Origin of the sequence: Erwinia plantamica (assembly GCF_043420595.1) — a bacterium.
GTDB classification, from domain to species: Bacteria; Pseudomonadota; Gammaproteobacteria; order Enterobacterales; family Enterobacteriaceae; genus Erwinia; species Erwinia aeris.
Map to the genome: position 1 here is coordinate 1 of NZ_JBGCUC010000006.1, position 17,028 is coordinate 17,028.

General features: G+C 53.5%; 21 protein-coding genes and 1 riboswitch. Of the genes, 12 read left to right on the forward strand and 9 right to left on the reverse strand.

The genetic code is table 11. The features are described from left to right. Positions 1 to 77, forward strand: a 77-nt coding sequence (locus AB3U87_RS07405; RefSeq protein WP_394148208.1) for a flagellin, incomplete at its 5' end; no start/stop codon positions are given. Positions 78 to 177: 100 nt separating this feature from the next. On the opposite strand, the gene AB3U87_RS07410 is transcribed toward AB3U87_RS07405, so the two are convergent. Then, positions 178 to 411 carry a hypothetical protein gene (locus AB3U87_RS07410; protein ID WP_125288333.1) on the reverse strand — a complete coding sequence of 78 codons (234 nt, stop codon included), beginning with the start codon at positions 409 to 411 and terminating at the stop codon, positions 178 to 180. Between the two features lie 174 nt (positions 412 to 585). Here AB3U87_RS07410 and AB3U87_RS07415 point away from each other — a divergent pair, with 174 nt between their 5' ends. From AB3U87_RS07415 to AB3U87_RS07440, 6 genes are all read left to right on the forward strand, one after another. Next, entirely contained in the window at positions 586 to 711 is a 126-nt protein-coding gene (locus AB3U87_RS07415; RefSeq protein WP_301252258.1) for a hypothetical protein, read from the forward strand. A 97-nt stretch (positions 712 to 808) separates the two neighbouring features. Next, positions 809 to 1,006 (forward strand): hypothetical protein, encoded by a 198-nt coding sequence (locus AB3U87_RS07420; RefSeq protein WP_301252260.1) that lies wholly within the window; start codon positions 809 to 811, stop codon positions 1,004 to 1,006. Positions 1,007 to 1,582: 576 nt separating this feature from the next. After that, a complete protein-coding gene (locus tag AB3U87_RS07425; RefSeq protein ID WP_369896348.1) occupies positions 1,583 to 2,257 on the forward strand; it encodes a hypothetical protein in 675 nt (224 codons plus the stop codon). 143 nt (positions 2,258 to 2,400) lie between these two features. Continuing rightward, positions 2,401 to 3,819 carry a sugar porter family MFS transporter gene (locus AB3U87_RS07430; protein WP_253455139.1) on the forward strand — a complete coding sequence of 473 codons (1,419 nt, stop codon included), beginning with the start codon at positions 2,401 to 2,403 and terminating at the stop codon, positions 3,817 to 3,819. Positions 3,820 to 4,197: 378 nt separating this feature from the next. Further along, complete coding sequence (locus AB3U87_RS07435) at positions 4,198 to 5,487, forward strand: MFS transporter (RefSeq protein WP_253455138.1); 1,290 nt, start codon at positions 4,198 to 4,200, stop codon at positions 5,485 to 5,487. Positions 5,488 to 5,937: 450 nt separating this feature from the next. Then, a complete protein-coding gene (locus tag AB3U87_RS07440; RefSeq protein WP_253455137.1) occupies positions 5,938 to 6,102 on the forward strand; it encodes a hypothetical protein in 165 nt (54 codons plus the stop codon). Positions 6,103 to 6,127: 25 nt separating this feature from the next. Here AB3U87_RS07440 and AB3U87_RS07445 read toward each other — a convergent pair whose 3' ends face one another. Further along, entirely contained in the window at positions 6,128 to 7,171 is a 1,044-nt protein-coding gene (locus AB3U87_RS07445) for an FUSC family protein (RefSeq protein WP_253455136.1), read from the reverse strand. Positions 7,172 to 7,328: 157 nt separating this feature from the next. Further along, positions 7,329 to 7,401: riboswitch (Fluoride riboswitch) on the forward strand. A gap of 69 nt (positions 7,402 to 7,470) precedes the next feature. Here AB3U87_RS07445 and crcB point away from each other — a divergent pair. Further along, complete coding sequence (gene crcB, locus AB3U87_RS07450) at positions 7,471 to 7,851, forward strand: fluoride efflux transporter CrcB (RefSeq protein WP_253455135.1); 381 nt, start codon at positions 7,471 to 7,473, stop codon at positions 7,849 to 7,851. A gap of 58 nt (positions 7,852 to 7,909) precedes the next feature. Here the strand turns inward: crcB and AB3U87_RS07455 are convergent, their stop codons facing one another. Both AB3U87_RS07455 and AB3U87_RS07460 read right to left on the reverse strand, forming a co-directional pair. Then, positions 7,910 to 8,692, reverse strand: coding sequence for a hypothetical protein (locus AB3U87_RS07455; RefSeq protein WP_253455134.1), 783 nt, complete (start codon positions 8,690 to 8,692; stop codon positions 7,910 to 7,912). A gap of 86 nt (positions 8,693 to 8,778) precedes the next feature. Beyond that, the gene (locus AB3U87_RS07460; RefSeq protein WP_253455133.1) at positions 8,779 to 10,227 is read right to left on the reverse strand and encodes a sugar porter family MFS transporter; all 1,449 of its coding nucleotides are present in this window, start codon (positions 10,225 to 10,227) and stop codon (positions 8,779 to 8,781) included. 267 nt (positions 10,228 to 10,494) lie between these two features. Between AB3U87_RS07460 and iraP the strand changes: the two genes are divergently transcribed. Both iraP and AB3U87_RS07470 read left to right on the forward strand, forming a co-directional pair. Beyond that, positions 10,495 to 10,785 (forward strand): anti-adapter protein IraP, encoded by a 291-nt coding sequence (iraP, locus tag AB3U87_RS07465; RefSeq protein WP_253455132.1) that lies wholly within the window; start codon positions 10,495 to 10,497, stop codon positions 10,783 to 10,785. 20 nt (positions 10,786 to 10,805) lie between these two features. Next, the gene (locus tag AB3U87_RS07470) at positions 10,806 to 11,282 is read left to right on the forward strand and encodes a nuclear transport factor 2 family protein (RefSeq protein WP_253455131.1); all 477 of its coding nucleotides are present in this window, start codon (positions 10,806 to 10,808) and stop codon (positions 11,280 to 11,282) included. A 176-nt stretch (positions 11,283 to 11,458) separates the two neighbouring features. On the opposite strand, the gene AB3U87_RS07475 is transcribed toward AB3U87_RS07470, so the two are convergent. Together AB3U87_RS07475 and yjbE are read right to left on the reverse strand one after the other, a co-directional pair. Continuing rightward, positions 11,459 to 11,662, reverse strand: coding sequence for a hypothetical protein (locus tag AB3U87_RS07475; protein WP_253455130.1), 204 nt, complete (start codon positions 11,660 to 11,662; stop codon positions 11,459 to 11,461). Positions 11,663 to 11,821: 159 nt separating this feature from the next. Continuing rightward, the gene (gene yjbE, locus AB3U87_RS07480; RefSeq protein ID WP_394148793.1) at positions 11,822 to 12,082 is read right to left on the reverse strand and encodes an exopolysaccharide production protein YjbE; all 261 of its coding nucleotides are present in this window, start codon (positions 12,080 to 12,082) and stop codon (positions 11,822 to 11,824) included. A gap of 573 nt (positions 12,083 to 12,655) precedes the next feature. Between yjbE and AB3U87_RS07485 the strand changes: the two genes are divergently transcribed. Further along, positions 12,656 to 12,886, forward strand: coding sequence for a hypothetical protein (locus AB3U87_RS07485; RefSeq protein ID WP_125288345.1), 231 nt, complete (start codon positions 12,656 to 12,658; stop codon positions 12,884 to 12,886). A gap of 146 nt (positions 12,887 to 13,032) precedes the next feature. Here AB3U87_RS07485 and AB3U87_RS07490 read toward each other — a convergent pair whose 3' ends face one another. After that, entirely contained in the window at positions 13,033 to 14,049 is a 1,017-nt protein-coding gene (locus AB3U87_RS07490) for an acyltransferase (protein WP_367317864.1), read from the reverse strand. 264 nt (positions 14,050 to 14,313) lie between these two features. After that, positions 14,314 to 14,553 carry a hypothetical protein gene (locus tag AB3U87_RS07495; protein ID WP_253455129.1) on the reverse strand — a complete coding sequence of 80 codons (240 nt, stop codon included), beginning with the start codon at positions 14,551 to 14,553 and terminating at the stop codon, positions 14,314 to 14,316. Between the two features lie 647 nt (positions 14,554 to 15,200). On the opposite strand from AB3U87_RS07495, the gene AB3U87_RS07500 reads away from it, so the two are divergent. Then, positions 15,201 to 15,395: a hypothetical protein gene (locus tag AB3U87_RS07500; protein WP_125288348.1), complete on the forward strand. Its 195-nt coding sequence runs from the start codon at positions 15,201 to 15,203 to the stop codon at positions 15,393 to 15,395. Positions 15,396 to 15,429: 34 nt separating this feature from the next. Here the strand turns inward: AB3U87_RS07500 and AB3U87_RS07505 are convergent, their stop codons facing one another. Next, positions 15,430 to 17,001, reverse strand: coding sequence for an ABC transporter substrate-binding protein (locus AB3U87_RS07505; protein ID WP_394148794.1), 1,572 nt, complete (start codon positions 16,999 to 17,001; stop codon positions 15,430 to 15,432). Positions 17,002 to 17,028 lie beyond the last annotated feature (27 nt).

Below are 17,028 nucleotides of genomic sequence, written 5' to 3' on the forward strand. Positions count from 1 at the left end.
TCCTTCAGCAGGCTGGTACCTCCGTGCTGTCAAAAGCCAACCAGGTTCCACAGGGCGTTCTGTCTCTGCTGCAGTAAGCCTTACGCTACAAGACAAAACCCGGCTCAGGCCGGGTTTTTTTATGCATCAAAAAGGTTACGACACGCTTACATCAAAATAGCCGTACGGCTACAGCTCTTATTTGTGGGTAAAAATAAAATGCTGTGGCACTTCATCGCTCAAAATATAATCTTCCTCACCTAATCGTTCGGATTCAAAATTAAACGTTTCCTGTAATGCGCCGCTGAACAGCGCCGTGCTTTGCTCGGTTTTGGCAATAATTAGCGTTTTATCAAGGCCGCCGCCGGTCTGCGTTTCGCTGTATTCGGCCGGAAAGGTTAAATTGCCATACTTAACCGTCATTTTTTCCATTATTTTCCCCTTAAAGCGTTAACCAGAAAAAATTCAGCGTCATAACCTGTTAAAACCTTAGAGCAGCCTGGTTAAAAAGTCACCATGCCACGGGCTCGCCTTTCCGCCTTTCGGGACTCAGATCTTAAAATTGGGTTTATACTTCTGTTTCATTCGCTATTCAGGAGGTCACCTATGTTCATTTCTTATTCTAACGATCCGCGCTTTACCGGCTTGCAGAATCGGATCGAAAAAGATCCCAAAGAGCAGAAAGACAGCCCGGACGATGCGCCAGAATCGGGCGACAAACTTCCCGAATAAATCGCCGCGAGTTTTATCGGATCTGTGATGCAGCGCGGGATCGGTTTGGTGCCAGCCTCTATAGTTAACTGACCCATATGGGGTGATGGAGGTGGCTATGTCTGAACGTCCGGATTACCAGGAACCGGTTCCTGATGACGCTGAATATCCAGCCGATGATGACCATGAAGATATCCCTGAAGGCAGCGATGAACTCGTCGATCCGCTGGAAGATGACGAAGAAATTGATGCACCGCTGGAGGATGACGATCTCGTTGAGTCCGATGATGAAGAGGACGACGACGAGGACAGGTAGGAGGATATCTGATTGAACCCGTGTCGTGAGCCGCCTCCGGAAACTGAGGCGGCTCGCTTTATTGTGCCTTACGCTGAGGCGATCCTTGCAGAAAAGGCAATAAAAGAGCCGGTCTGAAACATAATTAAAAGCAGCGTGCCGGCAATCTTTAAAACTAAGAGCCGCTGGCTTTGCTTAGCCGGGCAGTTGCTCAGCGACATGCCAGTCATAAACGCGCGAACGTTTATGATTTGAATGCAGGTCGTCAGCAGGCAGGCACAAAAAAACCCGGCTGGTAGACCGGGTTTTTTGAGGACCTTCAGAAACCGTTACTGAGCGTTCCTGACCGTTCCCGAATACAGCAAACAAGCTTTGACAATAGCGCGACTGGCGTCGGGGAAATGTAAGAGCTGTGCTGGCGCGCCTTTAACATTCTGACCCGCCCGCGAAATTTTTAGCTATTGATATGCTTCGCAAAACCCTTTCCGTCCCTGCTATTTCCCTGTTTTTCGTCTTGCTGCTGCCAGCCCGCTGTTTGCCCTTTCTCTCCCGTGGCTTCTACACTGGCATGCTTAACAGCGGACGGGAGAACACAAGGTGGAAGAAGAAAGCCTTACGCAAATCTATCATCAGCGCTCGCAGGAAACGCTGCGCATCTGGCGCGATCCGACAACGGCTAAAGCGTACAGCGGCTTCTATCCGGAAAATCTAAAAGCCATCGCCACCGGCATTAAGCCCGCCTTGACCCAGCCGATAAGCGCGTTGCTGGCAGAGCTGCGGGAACAGGTGCTGGACGATCCGCTTGCCGATATCATGCAGCCTGACCATTTTCATCTGACTTTTCTGGCCATTACCCCTTCGTGTTATGACCAACGCCACCAGCCTGAGGGCATTGAGGAGCTAACGCGAATTGCCGCGGCGCACTGCCTGGAAAAAAAGCTTACCGTCCGCGAGCTGCGGCTGGTGGCTTTGCCTAATCAATTACTTATCGCCGGTATAGCGGATGCAGCGGATATCGCGAGAAGAGAAGCTTTCTGGCAGGCGTTGCAGCATTCCGGCTATGCGGGCCTGTTAAAAGAGAGGTATAGCGGCAGCGCCCGGCCACCGACGTTCTGGCACAGCACGCTGCTGCGCTATAACGCTGCGGTGTTGCCCGAGCGCCTACAGCAGTTTTTTAAAGCGCGTATGAATCAGCGATATGGCGACATTACCGGCACTATTCAGCTGCGTCTGGTGACCTACAACTGGTCGCAAACCGCCGCGTTGTCCTGAGCATGGCGCAAAGGAATGCGATCGTCATCACAACTTCGTGCGCCACAGCCATTTAATCCATGCCTGTGGACTTTTTAACATAACCTCCGGCCTGCGCGAGTCTGTATGTTACCGGCAGACAGGATAAAACCGGGGTTAAAAAAATGTCTTCAATCAATAACAGTATGGTGCTGCCGCAGGCGCGGAAAAACAAAGTCCGGCGGATGAATCTCTTTATTTCGTTTTCGGCAGGCCTGGCCGGGCTGCTGTTCGGGCTGGATATCGGCGTGATTTCGGGCGCGCTGCCGTTTATTACCCAACACTTTACGCTCGACAGCCATGAGCAGGAGTGGGTAGTCAGCAGCATGATGCTGGGCGCGGCAATTGGCGCTATCTGCAACGGCTGGGTGTCGCACCGGCTGGGGAGGAAATATAGCCTGATGGCGGGCGCGCTGCTGTTTATCGTCGGCTCGCTGGGATCGGCGCTGGCGGTCAATCTGGAGGTCCTGCTCGCTTTTCGCGTGCTGTTGGGCGTCGCCGTCGGCATCGCTTCCTATACTGCGCCGCTTTATCTTTCTGAAATGGCGACGGAAAATATTCGCGGCAAGATGATAAGCACCTATCAGCTGATGATCACCTTCGGCATTCTGCTGGCGTTTTTATCGGATACGGCCTTCAGCTACAGCGGCAACTGGCGCGCCATGCTGGGCATTCTGGCGCTGCCCGCCGTTTTGCTGTTCGTGATGGTGATCTTCCTGCCCAACAGCCCGCGCTGGCTGGCGGCGAAAGGCCTGCATGTGGAGGCGGAAGAGGTGCTGCGGATGCTGCGCGATACGTCCGATAAGGCCAGGCAGGAGCTGAACGAGATCCGCGAAAGCCTGAAAATGAAGCAGGGTGGGCTGTCGCTGTTTCGCAAAAACAGCAACGTCCGCCGCGCCGTGTTTCTCGGCATGCTGTTACAGGGAATGCAGCAGTTTACCGGTATGAATATCATCATGTATTACGCGCCGCAGATTTTTAAAATGGCGGGATTCCAGAGTACCCAGCAGCAGATGATGGCGACGGTAGTGGTTGGCGTCACCTTTATGCTGGCGACTTTTATCGCGGTCTTTACTGTCGATAAGGCGGGCCGCAAACCTATTTTGAAAATCGGTTTCTCTGTGATGGCTTTTGCCACGCTGATCCTCGGCTATTGCCTGATGAAAGTGGGGCAGGGCGAAGCCACCATGAACCTTTCCTGGGTGGCGGTCGGCATGACGATGCTTTGTATTGCAGGCTACGCGATGAGCGCCGCGCCGGTGGTGTGGATCCTCTGTTCGGAAATCCAGCCGTTAAAGTGCCGCGACTTTGGCATCACCTGTTCCACCACTACCAACTGGGTAGCGAACATGATTATCGGCGCGACCTTCCTGACCCTGCTGGGCAGCATCGGCGCGGCGGGCACCTTCTGGCTTTATACCGGCTTTAATCTGGTATTTATTGTAATTACCTTCCTGCTGGTGCCGGAAACCAAAAACATTACGCTGGAACATATTGAAAAGAATCTGATGGCGGGGAAAAAACTGCGGGATTTGGGGCAGTAATGCTGCTGCCACGTTGAAAATATTGGCCCTGAGCCGACCAGCTTCAGGGCCGACAAATAGTGTTTATGCTTTATTTATTGCGCTGCAAAGTATTATTAATCTGATTAAATAATCAACCGAAAAAATTACATTGAGAAAGATATTAATATATTTTCATTTGCTTTGTATTTGCTCACATAACGGTGCAATGCTATGTTTCTGCTGAAGAAAATAATTGTCACTCGGCTCCTGTCTTAATTATTGCAATGACCTCGTCAATATCAACGCATAATTTTTTTGTCTGTTTTTCTGCCCGTTAAGCTTGCTGTCACGGCAAAAGCACGACTACCTTTTACAGTGCAGGTTTGCTTTTGTGGAATAAAAAAGACAGGAAGCGCAATGAAGAAAGTTCTCGGCACCTTTTTACCTTTATACAGCACCACGCTGCTGATGCTGTTGGGTTCCGGCCTGCTGACCACCTATGTTTCCCTGCGTCTGGCGCAGGAACAGGTTAGCGGCAGCCTGATCGGCGGTATTATCGCAGCCAACTACATCGGCCTGGTGATAGGCGGCAAGGTAGGGCATAACCTCATCGCGCGGGTGGGGCATATTCGCGCCTATGTCTCCTGCGCTGGCATCATTACGGCTTCCGTGCTGGGACACGGGCTGACGGAATGGCTGCCTGCCTGGATAGGTCTGCGGCTGATTATTGGCCTGTGCATGATGTGCCAGTATATGGTGCTGGAAAGCTGGCTGAACGATCAGGCGGAGCCGGGCCAGCGCGGTCTGATTTTTGGTTTCTATATGGTCGCCACCTATCTGGGACTGTCGTCCGGTCAGATCATCCTGATGACCCAGGCGGCATCCGGTAGCGCAAGCCTGCTGATTGTGGCGCTTTGCTTCGCGCTTTGCCTGGTGCCTATTGCGCTGACCACCCGTACCAACGCGCAGCCAATGTCGCCCGCGCCGATGGAACTGGGCTATTTTTTTCGCGCTATCCCTCGCATCCTGCTGATTACGCTGGCGACCGGCATGGCCGTTGGCGCGTTTTACGGCATGGCGCCCGTTTACGCCAGCCAGCTAGGGTTTACCACGCGGCAAACCGGTTTGTTTATGGCCATTACGATTTTCGCCGGGCTGGTGTCGCAATTCCCTTTGAGCTGGCTCTCCGATCGTTTTAACCGCCATCGTCTGCTTTGCGGCACCGCGCTGCTTTATTCGATAACGGCGCTGTTGCTGACGCTGCCGCTGCATTTCACTTTCATCTGGGTGACCGGCGCGGCATTTATCACCAGCATGATGCAGTTCTCGCTTTACCCGCTGGTGGTGGCGATGGCTAACGACAGCGTGGCTCCGGAAAGGCGCGTTTCGCTGACCGCCTGCCTGCTGATGGCATTTGGCGTTGGCGCCTGCATCGGGCCGATGATCACCGGCGCGCTGATGCAGCCGCTGGGCGGGCATATGCTATATCTGTTTTTCGCGCTTTGTGGCGTAATAATTGCGGTAATGAGCTGGCACCGTAGCGAAATCCAGCAGGAAAATGCCGAAAATCCTACGCCGCATGTCGCCGTACCGGACAGCCTGGCCAGTTCACCGCTGGCCGTCGCGCTGAATCCCTCGCTGGATGAAGAGGAAATTCAGGCGGCAATGGTTAACAGCGAAGAAGATCAGGCCGAAGCGACTTCTTAAAAGCGCTAATCCACTGGCGGTGCCCCGGCATCGCCTTATTGGAATTAATTTTATTTATATGGAATTTTTAAGTTAATAAAATGCGTTAATTCTGGAATGTAAAAATGTTTATCTTTCCTGATATAGCACTAATAAAAAATATTATCAGGCGTTAACTTTTTGAGGGGTGTTGTTAAGCGTTTTTTGTAATTCAAATAGCATTTTTAAAGTTGGTTATTGAAATATAAAGCGCTATTTTATTGTTTATAAATTTAGTGTGGTAGATCCCATATTGCGAAAATAATAAATGGATAGTTAATTTAGTCGCTATATTTTATAGTGGCTCTGTTTCTGACAGAGATAAGGAGCGTCAATGGGAAAATATTTATCATTTCGCGGAAAAGTCTGGCTGAAGATTGTGCTGGGCTGTCTGATATTCTGGATACTGTTGCTGCTGTGGGGGATAGCTTAATGGCTACGCTTCCTGAAAAATCATGCCTGAAGGGCTGGAAAATGAATCAGCAACAGCGACGTTTTCTGGAGTCTTTCTTTCCTGAGGAAGAGGAAAAACCAAAACCGGCCGCAGAGGAACCCACCCTGAACATGGCTGAAAAACGTCCTGCAGCAAAGCGGTGAGCTTCAGCCGGAAAGGGCGCGGTGTTCAGGCCGATTTACGCCGCCGTAGCAGGATCTGTTTGCGGGTAAAGAGGCGGGTCATCACCAGGGCAAACAGCGCGAACAGGCCGCCTATAGCGGTGGTTTCCAGACGATGGGTGGCAACAACAATTTGCGACGTTCCCAGGCTGGCGATCATAAACACCACCATCATGGTGACGATAAAGGCAAAGACGAAATAGGATTTAGCGATCAGCGAATAGGACCAGGTAAAGGCGGCGTAACCAAACAGCATAAATCCGCCGATCAGGTAAAGCGGAGAGTCACACAGATCGATAAGCGCCGCCGCCGCAATACTGCCCATCAGCGTGCCCAATACGCGCGCGCGCACCCGCGACAGCGAATCCCGATAGTTGTTACGCAGACAGATTAACAGCGTCATGCCCGCCCAATAGCCGTTTTTCAGATGGAAAAATTCCACGCCGGAGAGCGCCAGCCCCATCGCCATTAGCGCAAAGAAAACCGACCATTGCAGATGGATTTTGTGTTTATATTTGCCTGTTGTGACGCGTAAAAAACGCAGCCAGGCGCGCGGATAAACGTCTTTCAGATAAAAAGGGTAGCGGCGGAACACCAGATAGAGGAAAAACATCTGGATCAGACCGCCAGCGCCAACCAGCATAGCCCGATCGGCGGCGTGCTCCGGCGAACCGGCAAAATAACCGGAGACCAGCCAGGCGATCGACCATTGCAACAGCATCCACCACGCGCTGTCATCCACGTTCGCCATCGTCACGTAAACGGCCGCATAAAGCATGGCTCCGGCAATATAGAGCGGCGTGATGTTGCCCGCCAGACAGCCCAGCGCTGAAGAGAGCGCCACCCCCAGCGTGGTGGTAAACAGCAGCGAAAAAGAAGATCCGCCCCAGGTTTTATTCGCACCGAACGCCAGCGTCAGCGCGCCGCTGGCAACCAGGCCTGCGGCCTGCACCTGTCCGAAGGTAAAGCCGGTCAGATAGATAACGAGCAGCGCGGGCAGGCAGCAGAGGCCAAGCAGTAAATCATGTCGCGGCAGGGGGATTAAACGCATGCGGTAGCCAAATGTCCTTGTAGCTAATAACGAAAGCAAGCATAGCGCAGCACGGCTGATCTGCTATAAATTCCAGTAAATTCATGGCAATGCTTCTGATAGCATCGCTGGTGCCGGGCCGCAGGCTTGCAAAAGTTCACGCGACTGATTACGCTCAACGGCCTGAGGCGATGGCGTGCCGCCTTTCCCAACCGCCCCGCTCATAAGGGGCTGATGACGCCTGACAACGCTCTCTTTTAACCAGCAGGAGTGCGCGTCGGGCTTCTTACGCAATCCTCGTCACTCTATTGAGGAAGATGATGTTTAAACCTCTGCTCGCTGTGATTATCGGCGGTTCGGCCGGTTGCGTTATTCGCTGGCTGCTGGCCGTCCGTCTTAACTCGTTGTTTCCAAATCTGCCGCCGGGTACGCTGCTGGTGAATCTGCTGGGCGGATTTATTATCGGCGCGGCGATGGCGTGGTTTTTACGTAATCCGCAGCTTGATCCTGCCTGGAAGCTGCTGATCACCACCGGCCTGTGCGGCGGCATGACCACGTTTTCCACCTTTTCGCTGGAAATTGTTACGCTGATGCAGGCGGGAAACTATCTGTGGGCGATGGTTTCCGTATTAACGCACGTGGTTGGTTCGCTGCTGATGACGTTCGCCGGCTTCTGGCTTATCACTTTAGTGATGGGCTGATGGGCTGATGGGCTGATGGGCTGATGAGCTGATAGGGCGCACCAGCCCGAAAACCGTATTACTGCGGCGGCTGTTCCTCATCCTCATCGCTATCGAAAGCTAACGCGCTGGCGCTGGCGGCATCAAACAGCGACAGGCTCTCAATCTGACTGAGCAGAATAACTTTACGGAACGCCATCGCGGATTTCGGTTCCGAATCCAGCGTAATATTATGCTCCGCATACCACTTGCTGTAGTTGTGTTCTACGCATAGATTCAGCGTCTTGCCGTCACGATAGCCGCTCAGCATCGGGATCAGCACAATATTAGCGGTATTCTCGATCTCATAGGAAGCCGTATGGATCATACCGATATAGATGCGGCGCGATTTGAGCGTCACCCAGGCCAGCTCGCCTTCTTCCATGCACTGAAACAGAATGCCTTCAACGCCGTTAGAGCGTGAAAGTTCTTTATAAAGCTTTTTGCGGCCCTTGCTGTTCAGCCTGGCGCTGCCGGACCAGTTAGAACGGTAAAGACAAAAGGCGACGGCAAAAGAGAGCATCACCACAACTGGCGCCTGGATACCGAGAAAGCTCCAGTTCATAAATTCCATTTGCCAGTTGTGGTGATGACCGCCCGTAAGCTCAGGCATGATGTTCAGCAGGCTGGAGCAGGCGAGCAGAAAGAGCCAGATTAGCCCGGTGGCGATCACGCCCTGCAAGACAAAAATACAGCCGTAAAGGGCGACCAGAAAGTAGACGTCCCAGCCAAAAGAACGCTTGATTTTAAAGCGGGTGGAAAGGTCGCGACTGGTGTACCAGTAGCCGCAAACCATCAAAACCATAAATATCGCCGTTCCCATTTCAGGCCTCTTTATTTGTTTACCTGTCGTGCAGACTCAGAAAGTTTCCTTTGTCAGAAAGTTGTGCGCCGTCCCTGGCGCCTCGATTAGTTGTCCGTTTGCGGCGCAGGATCGTCCTGGAGATGCTTTTTAAAGTGCTTCTCGATCTGTTCCAGCGTTTTTCCCTGCGTTTCCGGCGCGAACAGCACCGCAAAGATACCGCCGGCGATACCGATAGCGGCAAAGGCAAAGAAGGTGTTGGTCAGGCCGAATTTTTCCAGCAGCGTCGGGAAAAGAAACGCGATGGAAAAGTTCGTCATCTGCATGGCGAAAACGGAGATGCCGTTAGCCATCCCACGGATACGCATCGGGAACATTTCCGACAGCAGCAGCCAGGTGACCGGCGACAGCGCGCCCTGCTGGAAGCAGAGGAAGATCAGCATGCCGGCCAGCACCAGGTAGCTGCGCAGCACGTCCGGATGACCATCAACCGTTTCCGGCATCAGCCAGGTCAGCAGCCCAATCGCCAGCAGCGTGCAGGTACAGCCAATCTGGCCGGTCAGCAGCAGCGGACGACGGCCAAAGCGGCTCAGCAGCATAATTCCCACGAAGGTCATAATCACGGAAATGACGCCGTTAGCGATGGTCGCCAGCAGCGAGGCGTTAGTGCCCAGGCCGGTCGCCTGCAGCATGGTCGGCGCATAGAACATAATAGTATTTACGCCGGAAAGCTGTTGCAGCATCGCCACGCCGATACCCAGCGCGACCAGGCGCTTCATCCAGGTCGAAATCGTCTTTTTACGACGGGCGTTTTTCTCGCTTTTCGAGGACATCGATTTACGGATCTCGCCCATTTCTTTCTCTACCACGCGCGAATGGCGGGTGCGCTCCAGCACGTCGCGCGCCTCACGGTAGCGGCCGTGCATTGCATACCAGCGAGGCGTATCCGGCAGGAACAGCATCCCGACCCATAGCACAACTGCCGGAACGCAGGCTACGCCCAGCATCCAGCGCCAGGTGGTTTCGCCGCCCCAGACTTCGTTAATCGCGGCGTTGCTGGTATAGGCGATCAGCTGGCCAGAAACGATCATCAGCTCCTGAAGCGTCACGAACTGCCAGCGGCGATTGGCCGGCACGATTTCTGCGATATAGACGGGAACGATAGCCGCCGCGCCGCCTACGGCCAGGCCGAGGATAAAGCGGAAGGTGATCATCATCTCCACGTTTGGCGCGGTGGCGCAGCCCAGCGAACCGGCCATAAAGATCACCGCCATCACCAGGATGACTTTTTTACGACCAAAGCGGTCTGCCACGCGCCCGGCGAAGATGGCGCCGATGGCGGAACCCAGAATTAAGAAGCTGGTGACCATCCCGGTGGTCAATGACGTTAAATGCAGGTCGTGCTTCATAAAAAGCAAGGCGCCCGCAATCACCCCGGTATCATAGCCGAACAGTAAACCGCCAAGCGTCGCGATAAACGCGATCACTTTTACCAGGGGTTCGGTCGGGGTACTCGTTTGAGTGCCGGCTGTCCCGCCGTTTGATGTCTGATTCACAAGTTACTCCCTTGCCAACGTTATTATTGTGATAATGATGTGATAAGCATCACAAGATTAAATCTACTCCACGCCGGGCATTTAGCCAGGCGAAACGGGAAATATAATTGCTTTTGCCCAGGGAAAATGGCCATCTTGCTTATAAAATGCGCTAAAAAGGAAGAAAGTGGATCAGAATGCAACAGAAGGTGCAGCCAGCGGCGTTTCAGTTTGCTCGTTTCTGAACGTAATGGTAATTTCTGGGATAATTTATTGCGGGGAGTAATGATGAAGCAGCTGGTTATCGATATCTTAATGAAGATGGCTAAAATTGAAGTTGATGCAAAAGAGCTGACGGCGCAGGTAGAAGCGCAGTCGCTGCTGGTGGCGGCGCTGCTGCTGACGGCCGGAAAAGGCGATGGCGCATCGACGATTTCAGACAACATCCAGAACGCCATCGTGGCGGCCACGACATCCGGCGAAAGCTTTTTGCAGTCGGATATCGATCTGTTGTTGACCCATATTAATCGACTGCTGGCGGTGACGCGCTACGTCGATGAAAAAGCCGAGGCGCAATAGCCTCTCCGCGAGGAAAAGTGATGGCTGAACAGGAACGTCGTTTGCCGCTTCCGCCCTTTACGCGTGAAACGGCAGCAGAGAAGGTACGCCTGGCGGAAGACGGCTGGAACAGTCGCAATCCGCAAAAAGTGGCCCTGGCCTATACCCTGGATACGCAATGGCGTAATCGGGCGGAGTTTATTCATGGCCGTCAGGAAGCGGAGGCTTTTCTGAGCCGTAAATGGGCGCGCGAGCTGGAGTATCGCCTGATTAAAGAGCTGTGGGCTTTCACGGATAACCGCATTGCGGTGCGCTATGCCTACGAGTGGCATGACGATTCCGGCAACTGGTTCCGCTCTTACGGCAATGAAAACTGGGCGTTCGATGACAATGGCCTGATGACCACGCGCTATGCCTGTCTTAATGACCTGCCCATACAGGAAAGCGAGCGTAAATTTCACTGGCCGCTGGGCCGTCGCCCGGATGACCATCCCGGCCTGAGCGAGCTGGGGCTCTAGCGCCGAGGCAAACCAGAAGCGGGCAGCCTGGCTCAGGCCGTCTGCTTCTGGGCTGTTCTGAGTCGCCTGACGGGCGCCGCATGCAAGCTCAACCAATACCTGCCTTCTGCGTTAACATTCATGGCTTTTGAAGAGCCATCCTCACCTTTGCCACTAAACGTCCAAAAAAGATTGTCTTACGGATTTATATCCGTCGTTTCGCTGTCATGGTTGCGATAGACCTCGCCGCACAGTAATACGGCGGAAGGGCGGCGTTCATGAATACGCTCTGCCATGCGCTCACAGGATGCGCGCGTCGGGAAAATATGTTCGGACACCGGTAAAGCGTCACAGGCGTCGTGGCCGCAGGCGCTAACCAGTAAAACGAAGCCGATTAACATTGTTCCCTCCGTAATAAAACCACATCAGTCCCAAAGTATAGGCGAAAAGCGAGGCGGCCGACGAATGTCAGCTGGCGATGCGGTACAGCCATGGGGTTGAAAAGCGAGGCGGACGTTAACTAAAAGCCGACCCTTTATGACTAAAAGGCCGGCTGCGGACTAATGAGCCGTGGTGGAGGTGGTCGTTGTGGTGGTCCCCGTGTTCGAACCGTCGCCGCCGCCGCCCATGGTCGCCAGAGCGATACCGAGCAGCGCGCCGACCGCGCCGACGCCAACGGCGTTGGAGTTACCGTCAGAAAGCGTGGTCGCTTCACTGCCGGCGGCGACGCCTGCGGCGGCTGGTGCTGGTGCTGGTGCGGCAAAAGCGGCATGGCTGCCCGTCATCATCAGGAACAAAGCCAGCGCGGTGATTTTTTTCATTATTTTTATCCTCAGGCGTTATACAGGTGTTGTTGGCGGAAAGCTTAGTTTTAATCCTTTGCGTTGCAAATAGCCGCAAAACAGCCTTTTTGCTTATTTTCTGTTTAAGAATGGCATAAACAGATCCAGTCATTAACAGAGTATGGCGAGTAAAAAAGGCTGACGCAGAAAGCGCTAAAGCCGGCGAGTGCCAGACAGTAAGAGGTGAAAAGGTAAAACTACAGAATAATCTTAATGCGCCGGGCGGCGATAAAACGATCGGGTCTGGTCATAAATCAGATCCGCTTTATTCCAGAGTTTTGGCGCAAATTTAAGAATAAACGTCGGCATAAAATCCTGGTTGTTAATCGCTGTTGCGACTTAAGGTAAATTTCGGCCCGAAAAATTGTGTGGCGATATTATTTCTCGTTAATAAGTATGACTAAAAGATGACGAACAGGCGCCCGGTGGCTGATTTCATTGAAAAAAGCGAAAAATAGCGACAGCATAACGATAACCAGTTTAAAAGACTGAGAGATGGCAATCTCCCCAGCTTCTGCCAGACTTAAAATTTACCGGCAACAGGAGGAGACGATGAGTACAGATCACGATTTACTGGCTTCGAGCGATGAAGAAGTGTGCACCATTATTGGTAAAGCGGTGGTTGACCTGAGCATAACAGGACAGCCTGTTAATAAGGCCACGCTGGCGCTTAAGCTGTTGGCGATGGCGGATCAGGACAGCGATGAAGAGCGAATTTTACTCTACTGGATTGCGCGCAGAGCAATCAATCAGCCACACAGATTTGCCGCAGCCAGTTACTGACGGTCCGTGGCGCACCGGTAGTTTGCCGGAAGAACAGCCGCTTTCCGAGGCGGCCGTTCTTACTGCTTCAGGCGATCAGGCAGGACGCCCGGGGGATGTATCGCGCAAGCAGCCAATGCGGCGTACGCAAGGGAGCCGTCGGAACATCAGGTAATACGACGTACCCAGGGGATCTGCCGTAGCAGCCAGGTAATAGCGGCGGAAATAGCGAAGCAGGCCAGCGCGACGGCCGGAATGGTCAGCGCGGATGAATAGCCTTCAAATTCGATATGCAACAGATGCAGCAGCGACTCCAGCACCATCAGGTGCACAAAGAAAATCCCCAGGCTCAGCCGCGATAGCCCGTGGATAAGCCGTATGGCGCGCTTGCTATAGTGGAAGGGCGCATTCAGCAGCATAAAGAAGCAGGCCAGTGAAACCACCACCAGCGTCGGCGCGGAGTAAAACAGAAAAATGGCGTTAGGCGCAAAAGTGCTGATTGAAAGCGAATAGGTCATTACCGACGTTAACACCGCAGACAGAATAAAGATAATGCCTGAAATCACGACCTTGGGATTGATATCAAAACGCCTCGCCACGCCGCCGATAATATAAAAACCGGACAGATACACCACCATATCAATATTGCTGGGCGCCGGAATGGCGTGGCCTTCCAGCAGGTTCGCCTTAACGTTATCAAACAGCATATAAACCGAAGCCAGCACAAACCAGACGGTAACGGTGTAATTAACGCGCTGCTGGCTACCATTTTGAATAAACGTATTCAGCAACGGCGTCACCAGATAAAGCAGGATCATCGTATAGATAAACCACATATGCGGATAGGCGGGCGTGCTCAGCAGCTCCAGCAGGCTGACCGGTGAAGTATCCGCGTTAACTTGTTTATTATAAATAATATAAATAACGGACCAGACAACCAGCGGGATCACCAGATCCAGCACGCGCGTTTTTAACGTACTGAGCAGCGACTCATTTTTATTAAGAGAAACGTAGCCGGCAATCAGTAAGAAGAGGGGAAAAGCGATGCGCCCGAGCGCTTCATACATCACGGACACTGACCAGGCCAGATGGAAATAGCTGAAAGGAACGGCCGCCGTATGTAGCAGAACAACCAGATAGGTGGCCACCAGCGTCAGCAGCTTAATATTCATTTTTTTCAACACTTAACTCCTTGTCAGGAAGCGTAATCAGACGCGAGCAGTCAGATTATAGCCATTCGGCTAAAGGTAACATACTCCGTCGTACAGACGTATCTCCGGACAGGAAAAAAGCGTTCAGGTCTGGCGCCTGGCCGCCTCGCCGTTAGCGTACCAGGACGAAGCCGATAGGGCGAAGTGCGTGACCGCCTCGCCGTTAGCGTATCAGCGCGAAGCCGATCGGGCGTAGTGCCTGGCCGCCTTGCCGTTAGCGTACCAGGGCAAAGCCGCTCAGATGTGGTGCGTCGCCGCCTCAATAGTCAGCGTGCCGGGGCAAAGCTGGTCAGGCTTGACGAGGCGATATTCGGCCTGGCCCTGGTGGATATACATGCAGGCACGTCCTGCGGATCCGCCATCCTGCTCCTGAGAGAGCGTCAGCGTGACCTGCTGCGCCGGCGCGTTCAGCGGCAGCAGCACGGTAAAAAGCGCTGGCACGGCCAGAGTAAGAAAAGTGTTCGATCCATTCATCATAAACAGCCAGAAGTTAATAGAAGAGGCCCGGCTCTGCTCTTGTGAGGCACTGCCAGTGATAAGCTATGACGGTAGCGTCCCGACACGGCGACCTGCAAGCTTTCACGCATAATATCGGACGAAGCCTGGCCAAATCAGCTGGAAAACTCTTAATATAGCTGGGATCAAAACTTTTGCCGGTTTTGCAAAGAAAGCTCATTAAATATCAACAGGTTTTGATAAGCAGGAAAGCAAATTATTTTCTTTTCAGGGCCAGCGTAATATGAAAAAGGATTAGAAGAGAGGAAATTTGGCTTAGAGGGAAAAAATTGCCTCGGGAAGTGGGAAACCCTACTGCACTTCCTGAGGCTATGCAAATGCATAATACGTTACGCACGGGAATGTAGACTTTTTTAACGCCTTGTACAAGTTTTATTTAATCCTGTACAACTTTTCGTTAATGCATAGTTATGCAGTGGCAATAAACGTGCTATCTGAGGGATCGTGCGAGACAGGATCGCGATCGATCGGGATCGAAAGCTGGCGACAACGCGTGACAAGTAGCAACAGCCGAAAGCCGATACGGCACTGGAAACAGAGAAAATATTCTGCCGAAAAGAACGAAAGTTGTTAAAATTACTCTTTACTCTTTTTTCATGGAAGCCGCTATGTCATCAGAAATTGCTCATCCTTCAAGCAGCCCTAAACAGGCCGCGCTCCAGCTGGTTATTGAACTGGTTCGCGCCGGTAAACTCAGCCCGTTACAGGGCGATGCGTCGAACATGATCTCTATTTACGAGCAGTTCAAAACGCATTTTGAGTCCGACAAGCACAAGCACTCTGCCGACTCCGCTATCTCCTGATATCCCGGCGGGCGGTAAACCGCCCGCTTCGCGCCTAAATCTTACTTACCGCGTCGTAGTACAGCATACTCACGCCAATGCTTTGTTGTGCGCCCTGTACGTTGCTGCGTAAGCCAACCAGCTTCTGCCCCTGCAGCGTCACTACGTAAGGCGAATCCTGCTGGATCTGCGTTTGCAGCTGCTGATAAAGCGCGCTGCGCTTCCGGGCGTCGCTCTCGGCCGCTGCGGCCCGCGTCTCCTGGCTCAGCTGCGGAATGGCCCAGCCCAGTCGCCATGCCAGCGTTTTCGGCCCGCCCGGCACGTTATAGGCAAAGGCGCTGGCGTTGGTGTTGGGATCGATATAGTCTGCGCCCCAGTAGATAAAGATCGACTGAAAATCACGTCCGCGCATTTTGCCCCACAGCTCGGCTTCCGCCACCGGCTGAATATCAAGCTCAATATCCGCTCTGGCGAAGCTGGCCTGGAGCGCCTGCGCTACGTCGGTATAAGGCGGCTGGTTAACAATAGTCAGCGAAAAGCGGGTGCCGGGTTTGATGCCGCCCTGCGATAAAATCGATTTAGCCTTTGCCAGATCGTAATGAAAGGGCTGGTTTTCCAGCGCGCCGTCAAAACCCTGCGGCAGGAAGCTTTGATGCACCTGGTATTGCCCTTTCAGCAGCTGCTGCGAAATAGCCTGATAATCCACCAGCCAGCGCGCCGCCTGCCACAGCGCCGGATTGCTCAGGGCGGGCTGCTGCTTATCCTGGGTATTGAAACCCAGATAGTAGACAAGGCTGGAAGGGAAGCTGGCAACGGTGACGCCCGGCTGATTTTTCAGCGCCGCAAACTGATCGGCCCCTAAATCATAGGCGACATCGGCATCGCCCTGTTGCAGCAGCAGACGACGCGAGCCGGCATCGGCCACGCCCTTCAGGATCACTCTTTTCAGCTTCGGCGCCGGGACAGCGTGCGTGTTCTCCTCCAGCACCAGCGCCTGCTGCGGCACGAAGTTGCGAATGCCGTAGGCGCCGCTGCCGGCGGAGTGGGTACGCAGCCAGCCGTTGCCGTAATCGTTGCCGCTGGCGTGCTGTATAGCCAGCCTGCGGTCAACGATGGAAGCCACAGGCGCGGTCAGCAGACGCAGCGCCAGATCGCGGCCGATAGCGGCAGGCCAGCGGATTTCCACCTGATTGTCACTGCGGCGGATCAGCTGCTGGTCTATATTTTCCGGCGTCCAGCCGAACTCGGCCAGGATAAACGAAGGCGTCTTATTCAGCTTGACCACGCGGCTCAGCGACCAGATAACATCGTCGGCGGTGACCGGATTGCCGCTGGCGAAGGTCGCGCCCGGCTTCAGGGTAAAGATCAGGCTGTGTTCGCTGCCGCCCGGCTGCCAGGATGTCGCCAGCTGCGGCGCCAGTTTAGTGGGATCGTTGCGATCGGCATCGACCAGCTTCTGATAAAGGTTGATCAAGCTGCTGCTGCTGACGGTTTCAAAGCTTTCCGCCGGATCGAAGCTGATAATGCCGTCCAGCGGAATGGCTACGATTAACGTGTCGGCGGGCGTAGCGGCGTAAGCCTGCGCGGCGAACAGGCTGGCAAAAAGAACGGAGGCAATCTTGCGCATCGTCATATCCTGAAGAGAGAGATATCA

What these genes read in the sequence shown, in the direction of transcription:
- AB3U87_RS07430 (WP_253455139.1), top strand. Translation starts at nt 2,401, where the DNA reads ATGTCTTCAATCAATAACAGTATGGTGCTGCCGCAGGCGCGGAAAAAC.
- AB3U87_RS07455 (WP_253455134.1), bottom strand. Translation starts at nt 8,692, where the DNA reads ATGGGAACGGCGATATTTATGGTTTTGATGGTTTGCGGCTACTGGTAC.
- AB3U87_RS07500 (WP_125288348.1), top strand. Translation starts at nt 15,201, where the DNA reads ATGTCATCAGAAATTGCTCATCCTTCAAGCAGCCCTAAACAGGCCGCG.
- AB3U87_RS07495 (WP_253455129.1), bottom strand. Translation starts at nt 14,553, where the DNA reads ATGATGAATGGATCGAACACTTTTCTTACTCTGGCCGTGCCAGCGCTT.
- yjbE (WP_394148793.1), bottom strand. Translation starts at nt 12,082, where the DNA reads ATGAAAAAAATCACCGCGCTGGCTTTGTTCCTGATGATGACGGGCAGC.
- AB3U87_RS07435 (WP_253455138.1), top strand. Translation starts at nt 4,198, where the DNA reads ATGAAGAAAGTTCTCGGCACCTTTTTACCTTTATACAGCACCACGCTG.
- AB3U87_RS07470 (WP_253455131.1), top strand. Translation starts at nt 10,806, where the DNA reads ATGGCTGAACAGGAACGTCGTTTGCCGCTTCCGCCCTTTACGCGTGAA.
- iraP (WP_253455132.1), top strand. Translation starts at nt 10,495, where the DNA reads ATGAAGCAGCTGGTTATCGATATCTTAATGAAGATGGCTAAAATTGAA.
- crcB (WP_253455135.1), top strand. Translation starts at nt 7,471, where the DNA reads ATGTTTAAACCTCTGCTCGCTGTGATTATCGGCGGTTCGGCCGGTTGC.
- AB3U87_RS07445 (WP_253455136.1), bottom strand. Translation starts at nt 7,171, where the DNA reads ATGCGTTTAATCCCCCTGCCGCGACATGATTTACTGCTTGGCCTCTGC.
- AB3U87_RS07505 (WP_394148794.1), bottom strand. Translation starts at nt 17,001, where the DNA reads ATGCGCAAGATTGCCTCCGTTCTTTTTGCCAGCCTGTTCGCCGCGCAG.
- AB3U87_RS07440 (WP_253455137.1), top strand. Translation starts at nt 5,938, where the DNA reads ATGGCTACGCTTCCTGAAAAATCATGCCTGAAGGGCTGGAAAATGAAT.
- AB3U87_RS07475 (WP_253455130.1), bottom strand. Translation starts at nt 11,662, where the DNA reads ATGTTAATCGGCTTCGTTTTACTGGTTAGCGCCTGCGGCCACGACGCC.
- AB3U87_RS07420 (WP_301252260.1), top strand. Translation starts at nt 809, where the DNA reads ATGTCTGAACGTCCGGATTACCAGGAACCGGTTCCTGATGACGCTGAA.
- AB3U87_RS07485 (WP_125288345.1), top strand. Translation starts at nt 12,656, where the DNA reads ATGAGTACAGATCACGATTTACTGGCTTCGAGCGATGAAGAAGTGTGC.
- AB3U87_RS07410 (WP_125288333.1), bottom strand. Translation starts at nt 411, where the DNA reads ATGGAAAAAATGACGGTTAAGTATGGCAATTTAACCTTTCCGGCCGAA.
- AB3U87_RS07415 (WP_301252258.1), top strand. Translation starts at nt 586, where the DNA reads ATGTTCATTTCTTATTCTAACGATCCGCGCTTTACCGGCTTGCAGAAT.